We start from the raw sequence: 16,345 nt of genomic DNA, 5'->3' as shown, positions 1-16,345 counted from the left end.
ATCCCCTTACGATTTGCTGCGGGCATGATGATCGCCCGATGACGGAGCCGGGCCGGACTGCGACAAGCGCGTGCTTTCGTCGGCACCCCGCCACGGCGTTGCTTTGGCGATCATCCCCTCGCGTACGCCCTGCATGCCCGCGACGATCACGCGATCGCCGGCCGCCAGCCCGCTCGTGACAATCCAGTCGTTGCGGTAGCTGTCGTTGGCATCGACATCCTTCCGGGACACCTTGCCATCGGCGCCGACCACCATCGTGTAGGCGCCGACCGTGTCGCGCTGTATCGCTTGCTGGGGAACCAGGTACACGTCGTTGCGCTGGCCGAGGTCGACATCGAGCGATACGTACATGCCGGGCAACAGTTGATGCTGCGGGTTGGGTATCTGCGCGCGCAGGCTGACCGCGCCGGTGGCCGAGTTCACGGAAGCATCGGTGAAATCCAGCGTGCCGGGATGATCGTACGGCGTGCCGTTGGGCAGGACGACCTGAACGGTGGTCCTGTTTTGCGCGGCGAGCGCGACATCCCCTTTGCTCTGCGCCTGCTTCAGCGTGATCAGGTCGGCGGCGCTGATCGTGAAGTTCACATAGAGCGGATCGATTTGCTCGACCGTGGCAAGCAATGTCCCGCCTGAACCCGCGTCGTTCGTGCCGTTACCGACAACCGCGCCGGCAGTCACCTGCTGCTGACCGGCGACGCCGATAATGGGCGAGATCACCTTCGAATAGCCGAGATTCACGCGCGCGCCTTCGACGGCGGCTTCGTCGGCCTTGACCTTCGCGGCGGCACTGCGTTCAGCCGCGTCGGCATCATCCACTGTTTGCTGCGATACGGAACCGATCGGCAACAGCTTGCGATTTCGGTCGGCGGTGATCCGGGCGTTGACGTAGGTCGCCTGGTCGTGGGCGAGCGTGGCGAGGTCGGTATCGAGCACCGTCCTGTAATAGGTCGGATCGATCTCGAACAGCGTCTGTCCTGCCTTGACCTCGCTGCCTTCCGTATAGAGGCGTTTCATCAGCACGCCCGAGATCCGCGCCGTTACGTTGGCGCTGTAGTAGGCGGACAATCGTCCGACGAAGTTGCGGTTCAGCGGTACGTTGCCGGGCTCGACTTCCACGACGCCGACTTGCGCCACGGGCGGCGCGGGCGGCGGGTCGTTCTTGCCGCAGCCGAAAAGCGTCAGGAGACCGATGGAAATGATGGATGAGCGTAGACGTAGTGACATTGTCGAAACCGTGCGAGCGAAATAGGGGAATGGGACCAGCGCGCAAACCTGCCGGGCATGCTGTCAGCGGTTGGCACTGGACGACGCGACGGCGTCGGCGGGCGCCGCCTTTGCTTCGTTCCATCGCCATCCACCACCCAGGTTCTTGATCAGCGTCACGCTGCTCAGCGTCAGCGACGCCTGCGTGTCCGCGAGGTTCTGTCCGGCCAGCAGCAACGTGAGCTGCTGGCTCAGGAGACTTTGCCTGCTCGCGGTGCCGAACCGGAACTGCGCTTGTTCGCTGTCGAAGAGTCGCTTGTTCCGTTGATAAATGTCCGCGTACGCGTGTTCCTGTTGCGAAAGATGGTTCCAGGAAGACAGGCTGTCCTCGACGCTTTCGAATGCGGACAGCACCGACTGGCGATACGCCGCCACCGTTCCGTCGTAGGTCGCGCGCGCTTCGTGCACGGCAGCCTTTCGGGCGCCTCCGTCGAAAATCGTTCCTGCCAGTTCGGGGCCGAGCGTCCAGAAGCGGTTCGGCACGGAAAACAGATTGGCGAGCGCGCTATGCTGGAACCCACCTTGTGCCGAAAGCGTCAGGGTCGGAAAGAATGCCGCTTCTGCCACGCCGATCTTTGCGTTTGCCGATGCGGCGTTGCGCTCGGCACTCACAACGTCGTAGCGCCGTTCCAGCAATTGCGAAGGCAACGAGAGCGGAACGGCTGGGGCGACGAATGCATAGTGCGGTTCGGGCGCTATCGAGAACTGGGCGGGCGGCACGCCGGTCAGGACAGCGATCGCATGTTCGTACTGTTCGCGTGACGTCAGCGTCGCCTGAAGATCGGCGATGATGAGTTCAAGTGTGTCCTGCGCGGCCAGTACGCCGTCGTTCGACGTCTCGCCTTGCGCGTAACTCGCCCGCGTCATGTCCAGAATGCTGGTGTCGATCCGTTGCTGTTGCTCGAGCAGGTCGATATCGACATCCGCCCGGCGAAGTTCGAAGTAGTCGGCCGCCACGCTCGCGGCAATCGACAGACGCGTGCCGGCCAGTTGCGCGTCGCTGGCCTGCGCACTGGCCTTGCTGGATTCGATCTCGCGACGGATTTGCCCCCACAGATCGAGTTCCCAGCTGGCGGCGGCGTCCGCAGTGATGGTGTTGTGCACACCGGAATTCATCGCGCTGCCCATTGCCGCGCCTGGGCCCGCTCCCGCGCGCGAACCTGAAATGCCGGCCGAGATCGTCGGAAAGAGACTCGCAGTGTTGGCGGCCACGGTAGCTTGCGCCAACCGGTACGCCGCCTCCGCTTGCGCGATCGATTGATTGCTCTTGAGCGCCGCGTCCACCAGGTGCGTCAGCGCATCGTCGTGATAGTCGCGCCACCACGTGCTCGAGAGCGTGGCCTGGGGATCGACCTGTGCCCGTTGCCATTCAACCCCCTCCTTGAAGCTGGTCGGGATATCGGCAATCGGCTTGCGGTAGTCTGGCCCCACCGCGCAACCCGCGGTCATCAGCGTCGCGGCAACCGTGCAGCTGCAAAGCACGGCACGCCGGACAGCGCGCCAGCGGCGTCGCGGCACGCCATCGCGAAATCGGCAAGGAACGTTCATATTCAACCTGTTGGTAAGGGCCCGAAGGGCGGGTTGGCGTGGACGGCGAATCCAGGCGCGATGACGGTGCCGGGTGTGCCGCCTTCGACCTCGGACACCGATGCGAAAACGAGCCGCGTGGACGTGTCATGGACACTCGTCGACGCACGAGCTCGTGTTCGCCTCCATGCGTTTTCGAGTAGAAGGGTCGTACGTTTGCAGGTGGAAGTAAAATAGATTGATTTGACTGATTGATCAGATAATCTGATCGGGGTTCGGAGCGCCATGGATCTTCGCCATCTACGCTATTTCGTTGCCGTCGCAGAGGAAGAGCATTTCGGCCGCGCCGCTAAACGGCTCCACATCGTGCAGCCCGCGTTGAGCATGCAGATTCGCTCGCTGGAGGAGGAACTGGGCGGGCCGCTGTTCCAGCGCACCAGCAGGCGTGTGTTGCTGACCGAGGCTGGCAGCATGTTGCTCGAGGATGCGCGGCGTCTGCTCGCGCAAGCAGACCGGGTGCGTCAGGATGTCCAGCGTTCGCTGAAGGGCGAAATCGGCAGCGTGCGAATCGGTTTTGTCGGGCACACCGTTTTCGGCGGTGACCTGATAGAGGACTTGCGTCGCTTCCGGCAGTTGTATCCGGACGTGGAACTGCACCTGAACGAAGTTGCACCGCGACAGCAGGTCGAAGCGTTGCTCAGCGGCGAATTGGACGTCGCGTATGGCCCGAGCGTTCTCCTGCCTTCCGATTCGCGCTTTCGCGCTGAGCGCGTGGGGTCCTGGTCGCTCGTCCTGGCGCTGGCAGACGACCATCCGCTTGCTTCGAAACGGCGCGTCTCGGCGCGGGACCTGCAGGCCGAACGAATCATTCTCGCCGCGACCGAGAAGGACGAGGAGGGATCGATGGCGCTGGCGCGCGCGATCGTCGGTTCCACTGTTCGTGCCATCGAAAGCGCGTCGAGCACGAACGCATTATTCGCGATGGTGGCAGCCGGGATGGGGATCGCGCTCGTTCCCGCTGCGCTCGCGAGGATGCCGGTGCCCGGATTGATCGTACGGCCCCTCTCCGGCGCCTCCCGTGTCGCAGTCATCGTCCGGCTCAGTCGCGCCGAAGAAACCAGCGGCGCGGTCCGTGCCTATCTGGATTGTGCCCGCAGCGTGAAGGGACGGCCTTGATTCTGAAAGGTCTGCCGGAGCAGGGCAGCCTGGCCGGCATTTGAAAAGCGTTTCCATCCCGACCGCCGGCGCACGCGGCACGGAAGTTTCATAGGTGATCGATGGCTCGATTGCACGCATAGCGCGGCGCGTTCCCGCCTGGTGCGCATGGCAGCCGGCGTCCTGACGCACGGCGAGCGTGATTGTCATCGCGCTGTTGCAGGCGCGCACTGCCCATATCCGTGCCGTTCCAAGCAGGCACGAAATCCCCATTCTCGTCACGCTTGTCTGCCCCGTCGTCCCGAGGCCACGGCCGGAACACGATCCGGCAGGCGCGGTGCGCTCGCAGGCTTCGCAAGACCATCGGCGTGGACGCCTCCCTTCCTATCGTTAACCCGCCCGCCCACACATTCGTTCAATTTCGGTGTTAAAGTGACTTGGTGACTTGCTGTCGTCAAGTTCGCAGAATGTCGACGGCTTCGACGAGGTCAAAAAAAGGAGGCTTCATGTTCAAGAGAAATCGACTGCTGGAAATGCTGGAGCGGGACGAAATACCACTGGGGATGCAGTGCTTTACCGGTCATCCGGCATTGATCGAGGTCATGGGGATGACGGGATTCGATTTCGTGATGATCGACTGCGAACACTCGGGCAACGATGTCCGCGCGATGGAGGGCAGCGTGCGGGCCGCCCAGCATGCCGGCCTTGCGCCGTACATCCGGGTGCCCGATCACGCGGACGAAACTGCGATCAGGCGAGCGTTGGAAGCAGGGGCCGAAGGTATCTTTCTGCCGATGATCCGCTCGGCTGACGACGTCCGTCTGGCCGCGAAGCACGCATTTTTCCCACCAATGGGCGAGCGCGGAATCTGCCCCGCGACGCGTGCCGCACGCTATGCATTCAGGAACTTCGATCAATACACCGCCTGGAACAACGCGGAAATCGCGCTCGTGCCGATGATCGAACACCCTGATGCGGTCAGGAACATCGATGAAATTTGCGCGCTCGATGTTGTGAAGATCATCGTCTTCGGCGCGGGCGACCTGGCCTACGCGATGGGTGAAGGCACGCTGATGATGAAGAGCCCGCGCGTCCAGGAGGCGTATCGGACCGTGCTCGACGCCGCGCAACGGCACGACGTCGCGGTGATCGGCGGTCCCGTTCTCGATCCGTCGCCTGCGGCGTGCCGGAAGTCGCTCGACGACGGCGTGCGCATCTTCTGTCTCGGCCTCGACACACTTGCGTTCAGGCGCGCCTGCGAGCAGACGGTCGCCGCGCTCGACACGGGTGTCGACGGTACGTCTTTCAAACGTCCTCCTGCACCGGAAAGCGCCTTCCCGGGTTGAAACCTGAAACGTCAAAAGTGAAGTCATTCTTTCAACGCATAGGATTCCAAAATGAGCAGATGGAATTGGAAACGATATGTAGTCGGTCCCGACAGGAACGGAAAATCCGCGGTATTGATGGAAGAGGCCGCCAACGTCCAGCATAACCCGGGAATCTTCTACCGGGCGACGTTGTGGAGCGCCGCTGAAGTGCCTGTCGACAACTCGATCGAAGAGGATCGCGCCAATGCGATCAAGACGCGAGAGCCGCTTCCCGGTGGCCTGCTGTTTCGTGCGCTCGAAATTCCACCCGATACCGCGGACAAGGCACACCACGTCGATCAGTTGCAGAAGCTGAATGTCGAGGTGCAGCAAAAGCACGCGCCAACGGTCGAGGATCTCGCGCGCCATCCGAGCATGCACCGTACGGATACGCTCGACTGCATCACCTGCGTCAAGGGTGAGATCTATCTGGTAACGGACGTTGACGAGGTACTGATGCGTCCTGGCGATACGGTGGTCATTCGCGGGACGAATCACGCATGGAGCAATCGCTCCAATGAGCCGTGCCTGCTGTGCGGCTGCATGATCGATGCGACGCCCCGTTAGCAGCTGCATCGACACCCGCTGAATCACCAGCTTCGACGAACAGGATCGGCCCTCCGATGAGCGGGCCGACAAGGAGGAGGCAGATGCGATTCAAGAAGCAGGCCGCCGGTACCGCAATCACGGTGGCCTCGATCACATGTTCCGGCGGTGCATACGCCTATGAGCCGGGTTATCCGGGATGGTCGATTCCCCCCGGCGCGATGCAGACGTTTACCGCGGCGTCGCCGCCGCCGGGCTTTTACAGCTTCAACGAAATCTACACGGCTCAGGGCCATCGTCACGGCCCGGGGGATCCGACCGGATCCACGCCGCTGCATGTCGCGTCGGCGGTGACGGGGATTCTCTGGACGCCGGACTGGACGTTCCTCGGGGCCCGCTACGAGGCGCTTGTCGTGCAGCCGTTCACGATGGCTGACGCAGGCGCGCCGCTCAATCAACAGAGCTCGGGCATTCACAACACGCTTATCGCGCCCGTGCAACTCAGCTGGAAACTGGGTGAGACGGGCTTCTACGTGAAGACCGGCGTCGCGGTCACCGTCCCGGACGGAACGATCACCGGCGCCAACGGCCTTGTCGATCCTGGCGCGCCGTGGTGGATCATCCAGCCGCTGCTGAGCATTTCCTACATCAAGCATGGGTGGAATCTGACCGGCAACTTTTCGCTGGAAATGAATACGCCCAACACGAAAACACGCTACAGGACAGGCGACATCCTGCATGCCGACTTCACGGCCACGAAGAAATTGGGCAACTGGTCCATCGGGCCGGTCGCATCGTACATAGGGCAGGTCAGCAACGACACGTCGAGCCCGTTTTATCACGGCGCCATCAACGTAAATCGATACAACCTCTTCGCGGTCGGTGGCCTCGTCGGCTACGACTTTGGGCGTGCCACCGTCAATCTGTGGGCAACCAAGGACATCATCGCAAGCGCGTCCGGCGGACCGAGCGGACCCGACAGGGCAACGATCCTGAAGGGCTACAAGATCTTTGCCAATCTCAACTTCCGGTTCTAGCAGGCGAGCCGATGCAATGACGGAGACATCCATGGAAGCGAAGCACGAACTGGATCTCGAGGCGATCATCGATGAGGGCGAGGTCAAAGGCCTGCAGATCGTCATCTTTCTGCTCTGCGGGCTGATCGCAATGATCGATGGATTCGACACCCAGGCGATTGCTTTCGTCGCACCGCAGATTATCGGCATGTGGCACGTGGCGCCGGCAACATTCGGGCGCGTGTTCGGCGCCGGCCTTCTGGGCGGCCTTGTCGGGGCGCTCGTACTCGGCGCCGCGGGGGATCGCTTCGGCAGAAAGACGACCATGTCAGGCTCGGTGCTATTGTTTGCGATTGCATCGTTGTCGACACCGTTTGCGCGATCGATCGCGGAACTCACCGCGCTGAGGCTTGTTACGGGCGTCGGACTCGGCGGCGCGTTGCCGGCGTTCGTCTCGCTCACGTCGGAATATGCGCCGAGGCGTCTGAGGAGCACGCTGGTCGGCATGATGTTCTGCGGCTTTCCTCTCGGTGCAGTGATTGGGGGCATCGCATCCGCTGCGCTGATTCCGGCGTTCGGCTGGAAATCCGTGTTCTACGCTGGTGGAACGCTGCCCCTGCTCATTCTGCCGCTCTTCCTCGCCGTGGCGCCCGAGTCGGTGAGGTATCTCGCACTGCGTAACAATCGAGATGCAATCGTACGCATCCTGCAGCGTCTCGATGCGCTTGCGCGATGGAACGGCCAGATCGGCTCTCACACTGACGCGCTGCATTCGCCCGTGTCGAGCCTGTTCAGGAACGGACGCGCGGCGACCACATTGCTTCTCTGGATCGCATTCTTTCTTAGTCTGCTTCTGACTTATTTCCTGATCAACTGGATTCCCGTCGTGGCTCGCGGCAATGGCCTCGATATCGAACAGGCCGTGCTTGCCGTATCCATGCTCAATCTCGGCGCGGTGACAGGCTGTGTTGCGCTGGGTCGTCTGTCCGATCGTTTCGGCGCCCCGAGCGTGATTGGCTCAGCATATTTCGCAGGCGCATTGGCGATCATGGCGATCGGCTTCGCCGGCCGGTCGCCGGAACTGCTCTACGTCATGACTTTCGTCGCGGGTGCATTCAGCCTCGGTGCACAGATGTGCACCGTCGGCCTCTGTGCGGTGTACTACGACACGTTTCTGCGGGCGACGGGCATCGGTTGGGCGATGGGTATAGGCCGCATCGGCGCGATCGTAGGACCGGTGCTGGGCGGCGTTCTGCTCGGCGTGGGGGTCACGGCGGGAACGCTGTTTCTGGTAGCGGGCGCGACATCCGCTGGCGCGGCGGTTGCCGTGCTGATACTGGGCAGGTTCGTCAGCAGGGAGGCCGGTCACAACGAAGGCGGCCGCATGGCGAGTCGCGCCCAGGGGCCGTCGCGCGGGGATCCGGGTTCGCTCACATGTACGACTACCCCTCACTGATCAATCATTCGACTCAAGGAAAACGCAACATGCACACACTGTCACTCGAACAAGCCACGGCAATCGTCGACGGCGCACTTCACAAGGCGCGTCAAACGGATTGCGCGCCCATGACTGTCGCGGTGCTCGACGCCGGCGGCCATCTCGTCGCGTTCAAGCGGGAGGACGACAGCGGCATCTTGCGGCCGCAGATTGCGCAGGCAAAGGCCTGGGGTGTACTCGGCATGGGCGCGGGCGGTCGCGCGCTTGCGCAGCGTGCGAGTGCAGCGCCAGCCTTCTTCGCCGCGCTGACGGACATCTCGCAAGGACGTATCGTACCCGTCGCGGGGGGTGTGCTGATTCGCGATCGCGAAGGCTGCGCGATAGGTGCAGTCGGAGTGAGCGGCGATCACCCCGAAAAGGACGAAACCTGCGCGGTATTCGGCATCGAAGGGGCCTGCCTGATGGCAGACGTTGGCTAGATAAGAGGATAAGAGGAGCTCAAGATGAAGATCGTTCCATTCGCCCCTGGCAACTGGATGAAAGACCATCCGACCGGCGCCATCGCCTTTCAGCACATGCTGAAGGGGGATGACCCGACCTCACTCGAGAATTTCATGTATATCCTCGCGAGGCAGGATGCCGACTTCCATATGCCTCGACATCGCCACAATTTCGAACAGATTCGCCTTCCATTGAAGGGGCCGTATCATGTCCAGCCGGGCCTGACGCTGGAGGAAGGGCAGATCGGCTACTTTCCCGAAGGCCTGGCGTATGGGCCGCAGGAGGACCCGATTACCGAGCAGACCCCGGCGGGTCGTCTCTTGCTCACGTTGCAGTTCGGCGGATCGTCGACGTACGGGTTCATGAGTATCGAGCAGCGACGTCAAGCATGGAAGGAACTCGAAAAGCGCGGGCGATTTGACGGCCCCTTTTACGTCCGCTCCGACGGCAAACGCGAGTGGGGGCTCAATGCCATATGGCAGCAAGTTTTCGGCGGCAAGCTGAAGTATCCTCATCCGCGCTACAGGAAGGTGATTGTGGCGGATCCCAAGCACTTCAACTGGCTGATGTTGAAAGGATCGCCTGGTGTCGATCACAAATTCATGGGGAGCTTTTCGGAACGCGGTGTGTGGATCGAGATGGTGCGCCTGCGCGGTGAGGCCAGTTGGTCGTCGGTGGACGAGTCTTCACAGCGTTTGTTTGTTGTCCTGACTGGTGAAGGGACCGTAGATGGCAATCCGTTGACACCCTTGACCGCGTTGCAGGTCTATCCGGGGGAAAAGCTCGAGATCGAGGCGACGTCGACAATGGAGCTGTTTCAGGTCGGATTGCCGCCCATCGAACTGCCGGTTGTCGAGTCGGATCAGTTCGCCGAGGAGGAAATGAGGCCGGAAGACCAGCTTGAGTAATTGGGTTCAGGCGCATAAGGAAATGTGCGCCTGCTTCATGACTCTTCGTTGCCACGCAGTATTCGGCACCGATGGGGCTCGCCTGATGGCAGACGTTGGCTAGCGCGCTTGCCGACTAGATCAATCCTTGAAATTCACGGCCATTTCGCAGCGGATCTGGCGGTGGGAAAATCGCCAGACTCCGCTCGTGTCCTTGCACAGTTGATCGAAAACATCGTTCACTCTCAACTGAGCAGGCTTGTCGTTGCCGAGCGACTCGAAGGTTAACTGAAGCGCGGTGGTCGATGCGGTGTCCGGCGTCAAGCTTGTGACACGAAGATTGGACCACGCATGCCGTGTCTTCCGGTTCGGGATGGCAAAGCGCACTTCACAGTCCTCGGCAATCCTCGTGCGTCCCTCCGATCGACGGTTCCCGATGGACAGCACGCCTTCTTCGGTGAAGAGGTGCGCCAGGCCCTCTGCGTCACCGTGGTCCGCACAGAACGCGAAATCGCTGAATAACCGCTCGATAGCCTCCAGGTCGGGCTGCGTCATTGATGTCTCCGGTAGGTTGAATGCAGTATCGCTGGCGTCCATTTGAATCGAAGAGCGCGCGAAAGATAGTAGGTCACCAAGTGTCTTGGCGAGTATAGTATCATTACGCTATTCAGGTCCAGCAAAAAGGAAGACACCATGCATGGTTCGGCGGAGAGCACTTGGCAACCGTCGCGTCGTCTCGCAAGAGGAAACGCGGCAGAGCAGATTCTCGAGGATCTGCGTAGCCGCATTCTGGACGGGCAACTTCCCCGTGGAAGCAAGCTGCCGACGGAGAAGCAACTGGCCGAAGGCTACGGCGTCAGTGGGCCGACCGTTCGCGAGGCGATCCGGGGGCTGACGACGGCACGGCTCGTCGAGGTGCGCCACGGCAGCGGCGCCTATGTCACCGCAGATGTGGATCAACTCATTGGCATTTCGCTGAGCTCGATGATGCAGCTGGAGCGGGTAGGGTTTGCCGACGTCCTGGGCGTCCTTGGCGTGTTGATCGGATACGCGGCCGAACTTGCTGCGGCGAGGGGAAGCGAGGAAGACGTCGAAGCGTTGCATGGCGCCCTTCGACAGATCGACAAGGGCGCCGATGCCGAGGCCATTGCGGACGGCCTGCATAATTTCGTAGGCGCGTTGGCGAAAGCGTCCGGAAATGCGCTACTGGCCGTGTTGTGCCGGTTTCTTGCCGGCGTACAGATTGCGCTGGCCAAGGAACTCACGGGGGACTTGCTGGATACCTGGAGAAAAACGACGCGGTTACTGGCCAAGGATCGGTTGCGTGTGGTCGAAGCCATTGCTGCGCATGATGGGAAGGCGGCTCGGGACGCTGCTCATGCGTATAGTGTGCACTCGATGAAGGTCATCACGTCTTTGCCTGCCGCACTTGACACGGTGCTGTCCGATCGGGCGATGACACCCCTCATCAAATCTCTGCTGCACCGTGGCTGAGCAAAACCACTGCAGTATGCCGACGAGCGCCGGTATCGATTGAGGGCAATTGCGCCAGGTCCACGACGTCGTGCTCAAGCTCGCGGGTGCCAGACAGGACGTGCGATGGGCAGTCGCGTCAGCTTCGTAGCCATTGGCTACGTTTCGTGATCGCCAAGCGTCGCATCTCGGAGCTGATTTCGCCTGATTGCTCGATTGGATTCGCGGTCGCGGAGTGCTCCGGAGCAAATGTGTGGGTATATAGATCTAGTTGGGACGGGGCTTTGCGGGCTGTAGGGGTCCGAAGCTCCATAGATTTTCGACCACACAGAATTTGCAACTTGTACGCGTCTTGCTTGGCGAAGGAAGCAAATCCATGTGGTTGGGATGTACGGTTTTTTTTACCGGTGAAAATGTATGCTCAGGGCGACATTCTCGATCGTGTCGCCGCGCGTCGCGTCGGCATCATCGCCCAACGGGGTCTCGATCGACACAGGTTGCTTCGTTATTCTTGTTATACCTTGCACTTTTCCCGCGAATATCTCCATCCTCTCGGCAGGGACGGCGGGGTGCGCTTCCTGTTCCACCGGAAAAGCGAGTGGCACGCCAGTCTTGCGAACGACGAGGTGTCACGATGGCCGCTGGTCCTTTTCTGTTGCGTCGGATCCTTGGCCGGGCAGTGAGCCGAACATGTGCTGTTTGCATTGCGCTTCGCACCATGCCGCTTTCAGCTTGAGGCCCGATGACATCAGGCGCCCGATGGGAAGCATCTGCTCGCCGGCCAGGATACCGAGCAGGCCGATCAGCGCAACAGTGGGCGGGGCCGGCGACTGGACACCGAGCGTGTAGTAGACCGCACCGGCAAGCATGCCGGCGAGCAGCGAAAGAATATACGATTTCATGATGTGAGTCTCGTTGACTATCGATCAGCTATAGGCTCTGCGCGGAAAATTGATGGGAAGCGTATTGGGCTTTCTGGAATAAAGAAAGCGTCTCCAGGATCGCTTTTCGATGAAAAATTGCGAATGATGCCAACTTTTTCTTTGAATTTTTCCTCGTGTTCTTCACGCTCAGTAACCATTGGAATCGGCATATTTCATACCTCCGCCATCATATGCGGTTTATCATATCGATTAAAACCCTAACAATTGCCTGAGGAGCGGGACGGCTTGAGCACCGATCAACATCCCGAGCAAGCCGATGAGAGCAACCAGCGGCGGCGCAGGCGATCGGACCTTCACTGCGCTGTAGATCACCCCTATTAGCGCGCCTGCAAATAGTGATGCCAAATACGGTTTCATATGATCAGTCACTCCATGAAGTTGGAATACAGGCCACTGCATCGCAGTAACCCCAGCACACTTGCTATCCTTCCGGATGCGGAGCTCTTGTACACCCACTCGTCCACGGTGACAGAGACCAAACCTCTCGAGTGCGTTCGTTTCGTCCGCTGACTCGATGCGGCGACGAAGTTATTTCTGCAACCTAATAGATTGATGGATCTCCATTTCGATCACGACTGGAACATCCCCGTTTGAGTCGCGAATAAATTCACATCACCGACATATGGCAGCGGTGCAGGGTGACCGCAAGCAAAGTGCTAACCGATATGCGATGGGTCGCCATCAGAATTTCGTCTGCAAACCGATCCGCGCCAGTGTCTGTGAACGGTTGCTTGCTGCCGCGCCGGGTTGAAGCAGCCCATTGATCCACGCTCGCGTCGTTGCGGAGTCGCCGCCAGCACGCTGATAGACGGCCTCGACGTACGCCATCGTCCTCTTCGAAAAGTGGTATTGCACCGCTGTGGTGATCTGGTGCGCCTTATTGTTCTCGAGCACCTCGTTTCCCTTCATGTACTGGTAGTCGAGTCCTGCCGACCAGGCACTTGAGTCCGTCCAATACGTGCCTGCCTTGTAGACGTCAATCTTCGCGCCGCTCGCCGTATTCTTTGTATCCGTGTACAGCAGCATGACGAGCGCGCCGCCGAACCTGTAGTGTGCGCCGGCTCCAAAGTTGCGAATTCCGTCATGACCGTTACCCAGCTCGGGATATTTGGCCTCGATGTACGCGACCCCGACACCGAGCGGGCCGTTCTCGTAGTTCATACCGGCACTGATCGTCGAATTGGCGGAAAACGAACCCGCGACGCCGCCAAAACCATATAGCGCGCCAAAACTGAATCCCGCGAAGGATGGGCTGCGATACTTGACCGCGTTCGCCACACGCGTTGCGCCGGCCAGGCGGTCAAAATCAAACGAACCGGTTGGATTTTGCGGCACACCCAGCGCGCTGAATGGTCCCTGGCGAAAATCATAAAGGCCGCCAAAAAGGAATGCGCCATCGAAGAGACCGAGCGTCAAGGTGTCGAACATGAAGTCGTACTGGTTGCCAAACGTAACGGCGCCAAGCCGCTCATCGGACAGGCCTAAGTACGCCGTGCGATTGAAAATCTGACCCGCGCCCGGGATGGTTGCTCCGCTACCGAGATCGAACTGCGAAGTCAGATTGAATACGGCCTTCGTTCCGCCGCCGAGATCCTCGCTTCCGTTGAACGTCAACACGTTTGGCGCAAAAATCCCGCTGTCGAACTGCGTCACTGAACCACCATGCTGGTTGTTCACATAGGTCACACCACCATCGACCATGCCCTGCAACGTGACACTGCTCTGGGCGTACAGACTGGCGTGGAAGCATGCCGCGGTCAGGCAGCTCGCCAGGCGTATCAGCGCGGCTTGTCTCTTCATTGCGATCGTTTCTCTGCCATCGACGATATTTGGATACCTTCCTGTCCGACATCGAGCCATACGTCCAGACTCCCAGCGAGCGGGACTAGCCGCCGTACCTGGCATGGCGTGATCGAGGTCGGCAGTGAGTGACGGCTCCGGGTCTATCCAGGAAGCTCGTTGCGTGTCGACGTTGGACATTCGTCGGACATTACAGATGCGCGCGGACAGGCACAGCAACCGACCGCGCGCGTGACACGTCAGTTCTTGTCGTACGAGAACTGGATGCCGGCGGTGCCGCCGGTTTCGATGAACAGGTTAATAAACGCCGGTACGGTTTCGCTGCGTGCCCAGTCGCGTTGCAGTTCGCAGAAGAGCTGGGCGACACTGATCATCTTGGCGCCTGCCTGTTCGATACGGCGCAATGCGGCTTCGTGCGCTGAGACGGACGTGCCGCCGACCGCATCGACGACCACATATACCTCGTAGCCGGCCTCCAATGCATCGAGCGCAGGGAACGTCAGGCAGGCTTCCGTCCAGAGCGCAGTCATAATCAATTTCTTGCGGCCGGTTGCCTCGACGGCCTTGCGGAATTCGACGTCTTCCCAAGAGTTGATGCTCGTGCGATCGTAGGTCGGATAGTCGCCAAGCACTGCGCGCAGTTGCGGGATGGGCGGCTTGTTCAGTCCAGTCTTCACGTTGACTGTCGAATGGACGATCGGCAGCTTGTACGCGATCGCAGCCTTCGAGGCCCCCACAATGTTGTTAATCAGCAGCTGGCGATCCATCGACGCGATGGAATTCACCTGGACTGGCTGGTAATCGATGACGATAAATGCCGCATTCTGCGGTGTGAGCAGGTGATCGCTCGCGGGGTCGCGAATGGGTTCGCTTGCCATGGTTGCCTCCAGAAACAGTGCAGGATGTGAACAAGGAGTCCCGATGGTCGATGCTTCGAACATCCGCAACGTCGGGACAATCGTTGCGGCTTGCCATCTCCAACTGTCGCAAACATCCATCCGGCTGCGCAGTGGGCGAACGCTTCAAGTTTAGTTACGCCGTCCGTCGGGCGATGTATGGGGCCTCGGGAAGTTGCGCGTTAAGCCTTCCGGCACCGGCGATCCGTTCATGCCGATCTCGAAGCGAGTGATCAGCATCGTCGACCAACCGAAATGCGTCGCCAGGTCAAACTGCGCCGCCAGGTTGTGCCTGGACTCGTCTGGGACAGTGTCCTGCGCGAGTGACAGCCACCCAACGTGCCGATCCATCGGAAGAATAGCAGCGGCTTTCTCGTGAACAGGCCCAGGTTTCGCGCGATCATGTGAGCTCCGCGACAGAGTCAATCTGCATGAACCAAGATCCTATTCGTGGAGCAAGCCGGCTTCCAGTCTCGTAAAATGCCCTCAGTGTTCTACGAGTGGAACAATCATGGATGATCTGAACGATCTCTATTATTTTGTGAAGGTGGTCGAGCACGGGGGATTCACTCAGGCGGGGCGGGCGCTGGACCTACCAAAGTCGACGCTGAGTCGGCGAATCGCGGAGCTGGAGGCGAAATACGATGTGCGGCTGTTGCAGCGAACTACACGTCATTTCACCGTCACGGAAACCGGACGCGAGTTTTATGATCGCTGCCTCGGCGTCCTGCTGGAAGCCGAGGCAGCGCGTGAGGTCATCGAGCGCAAGCACGCCGAGCCGCAAGGCATCGTCCGCCTCAGTTGCCCAACAGCGCTGCTCGAGTATCGCGTCAGCAACCTGATGGCGCGATTCATGGCAATGCACCCCAAGGTGCAGGTGCATCTGGAAGCCACGAACCGCCGCGTCGATCTGTTGAGCGAGGGTTTTGACCTCGCACTCCGCGTGCGCTTTCCTCCCCTGGAAGACAGCGACCTTGTCATGCGAGTTCTCGGTGACAGCCCGCAGCGGCTGGTGGCGGCTCCTGACTTGCTGAGGGGGCGCGATTTGCCGACGGACCCTGGCGAATTGGCGGGCGTTCCGAGCCTCGATTGGGGGCCACCACGACACCATGTATGGCAATTCGTGGGGCCGCAGGGCATAGAAGCGCAATTGCGCCATTATCCTCGCTTCATCACGGACGACATGCATGCGCTACGCGATGCCGCGATAAATGGCGTCGGAATCGCACAACTGCCATGTATGGTTGTTGATGATGACTTGCGCAATGGCACCCTTGTCGATGCCCTGCCGGGCTGGGTCCCCAAGGGAGGCGTGATTCATGCGGTATTTCCGTCCCGGCGCGGCCTTCTTCCGCGCGTGCGCTTACTCATCGAGTTTCTGGCACGGCATATTCAGAAAGACTGAGGTGAGTGTTCCCTGGCACCTGCCTCCTCATGTTCATTTTGGCCTTCTGATCGGGTCGGCCGAGCGTGACATCTCAACTGTAGACCTTGGCCGCCTCTTCTTTGGGCGGCCAGGAGGCCTTTCAATG

The 16,345-nt window shown here is 60.4% G+C and carries 18 protein-coding genes; 9 read left to right on the top strand and 9 right to left on the bottom strand.

Features of this window, described 5'->3' with window-relative positions:
• Nucleotides 1–6 precede the first annotated feature (6 nt).
• Nucleotides 7–1,224 (bottom strand): efflux RND transporter periplasmic adaptor subunit, encoded by a 1,218-nt coding sequence (locus ACV229_RS08775; protein WP_448082733.1) that lies wholly within the window; start codon nucleotides 1,222–1,224, stop codon nucleotides 7–9.
• A 63-nt stretch (nucleotides 1,225–1,287) separates the two neighbouring features.
• Nucleotides 1,288–2,811, bottom strand: coding sequence for an efflux transporter outer membrane subunit (locus ACV229_RS08770; protein WP_448082732.1), 1,524 nt, complete (start codon nucleotides 2,809–2,811; stop codon nucleotides 1,288–1,290).
• 264 nt (nucleotides 2,812–3,075) lie between these two features.
• Here ACV229_RS08770 and ACV229_RS08765 point away from each other — a divergent pair, with 264 nt between their 5' ends.
• From ACV229_RS08765 to ACV229_RS08735, 7 genes are all read left to right on the top strand, one after another.
• Nucleotides 3,076–3,966 carry a LysR substrate-binding domain-containing protein gene (locus ACV229_RS08765; RefSeq protein WP_448082731.1) on the top strand — a complete coding sequence of 297 codons (891 nt, stop codon included), beginning with the start codon at nucleotides 3,076–3,078 and terminating at the stop codon, nucleotides 3,964–3,966.
• 446 nt (nucleotides 3,967–4,412) lie between these two features.
• The gene (locus ACV229_RS08760) at nucleotides 4,413–5,291 is read left to right on the top strand and encodes an HpcH/HpaI aldolase family protein (protein ID WP_448082730.1); all 879 of its coding nucleotides are present in this window, start codon (nucleotides 4,413–4,415) and stop codon (nucleotides 5,289–5,291) included.
• A gap of 51 nt (nucleotides 5,292–5,342) precedes the next feature.
• A complete protein-coding gene (locus ACV229_RS08755) occupies nucleotides 5,343–5,879 on the top strand; it encodes a cupin domain-containing protein (protein ID WP_448082729.1) in 537 nt (178 codons plus the stop codon).
• Nucleotides 5,880–5,962: 83 nt separating this feature from the next.
• The gene (locus ACV229_RS08750; protein WP_448082728.1) at nucleotides 5,963–6,895 is read left to right on the top strand and encodes a SphA family protein; all 933 of its coding nucleotides are present in this window, start codon (nucleotides 5,963–5,965) and stop codon (nucleotides 6,893–6,895) included.
• A gap of 31 nt (nucleotides 6,896–6,926) precedes the next feature.
• Nucleotides 6,927–8,330: an MFS transporter gene (locus tag ACV229_RS08745; protein WP_448082727.1), complete on the top strand. Its 1,404-nt coding sequence runs from the start codon at nucleotides 6,927–6,929 to the stop codon at nucleotides 8,328–8,330.
• Complete coding sequence (locus ACV229_RS08740) at nucleotides 8,309–8,791, top strand: GlcG/HbpS family heme-binding protein (protein WP_448082726.1); 483 nt, start codon at nucleotides 8,309–8,311, stop codon at nucleotides 8,789–8,791. Before ACV229_RS08745 ends, ACV229_RS08740 begins: the two co-directional genes overlap by 22 nt.
• A 24-nt stretch (nucleotides 8,792–8,815) precedes the next feature.
• A complete protein-coding gene (locus tag ACV229_RS08735; protein WP_448082725.1) occupies nucleotides 8,816–9,721 on the top strand; it encodes a hypothetical protein in 906 nt (301 codons plus the stop codon).
• A gap of 120 nt (nucleotides 9,722–9,841) precedes the next feature.
• Here the strand turns inward: ACV229_RS08735 and ACV229_RS08730 are convergent, their stop codons facing one another.
• Nucleotides 9,842–10,255: a nuclear transport factor 2 family protein gene (locus tag ACV229_RS08730; protein ID WP_448082724.1), complete on the bottom strand. Its 414-nt coding sequence runs from the start codon at nucleotides 10,253–10,255 to the stop codon at nucleotides 9,842–9,844.
• A gap of 138 nt (nucleotides 10,256–10,393) precedes the next feature.
• Between ACV229_RS08730 and ACV229_RS08725 the strand changes: the two genes are divergently transcribed.
• Nucleotides 10,394–11,194, top strand: coding sequence for a FadR/GntR family transcriptional regulator (locus ACV229_RS08725; protein WP_448082723.1), 801 nt, complete (start codon nucleotides 10,394–10,396; stop codon nucleotides 11,192–11,194).
• Between the two features lie 380 nt (nucleotides 11,195–11,574).
• Here ACV229_RS08725 and ACV229_RS08720 read toward each other — a convergent pair whose 3' ends face one another.
• The 6 genes from ACV229_RS08720 to ACV229_RS08695 all read right to left on the bottom strand — a co-directional run bounded on the left by ACV229_RS08720 (nucleotide 11,575) and on the right by ACV229_RS08695 (nucleotide 14,795).
• Nucleotides 11,575–11,760, bottom strand: coding sequence for a sigma-70 domain-containing protein (locus ACV229_RS08720; protein ID WP_448082997.1), 186 nt, complete (start codon nucleotides 11,758–11,760; stop codon nucleotides 11,575–11,577).
• 42 nt (nucleotides 11,761–11,802) lie between these two features.
• Nucleotides 11,803–12,075: a XapX domain-containing protein gene (locus tag ACV229_RS08715; RefSeq protein WP_448082722.1), complete on the bottom strand. Its 273-nt coding sequence runs from the start codon at nucleotides 12,073–12,075 to the stop codon at nucleotides 11,803–11,805.
• Between the two features lie 17 nt (nucleotides 12,076–12,092).
• Complete coding sequence (locus ACV229_RS08710; protein WP_448082721.1) at nucleotides 12,093–12,266, bottom strand: hypothetical protein; 174 nt, start codon at nucleotides 12,264–12,266, stop codon at nucleotides 12,093–12,095.
• A 40-nt stretch (nucleotides 12,267–12,306) separates the two neighbouring features.
• Entirely contained in the window at nucleotides 12,307–12,474 is a 168-nt protein-coding gene (locus tag ACV229_RS08705; RefSeq protein WP_448082720.1) for a DUF1427 family protein, read from the bottom strand.
• A 324-nt stretch (nucleotides 12,475–12,798) separates the two neighbouring features.
• On the bottom strand, nucleotides 12,799–13,917 hold the full coding sequence (locus ACV229_RS08700; protein ID WP_448082719.1) for a porin: 1,119 nt from the start codon (nucleotides 13,915–13,917) through the stop codon (nucleotides 12,799–12,801).
• Between the two features lie 239 nt (nucleotides 13,918–14,156).
• Nucleotides 14,157–14,795 (bottom strand): hydrolase, encoded by a 639-nt coding sequence (locus ACV229_RS08695; RefSeq protein WP_448078310.1) that lies wholly within the window; start codon nucleotides 14,793–14,795, stop codon nucleotides 14,157–14,159.
• Nucleotides 14,796–15,324: 529 nt separating this feature from the next.
• On the opposite strand from ACV229_RS08695, the gene ACV229_RS08690 reads away from it, so the two are divergent.
• Entirely contained in the window at nucleotides 15,325–16,218 is an 894-nt protein-coding gene (locus ACV229_RS08690; RefSeq protein ID WP_448082718.1) for a LysR substrate-binding domain-containing protein, read from the top strand.
• Nucleotides 16,219–16,345: the final 127 nt, after the last annotated feature.

The organism is Burkholderia sp. MR1-5-21, assembly GCF_053427715.1.
Note: the sequence above shows the minus strand (reverse complement) of the source record. Positions and strands in the feature narration are given on the sequence as shown.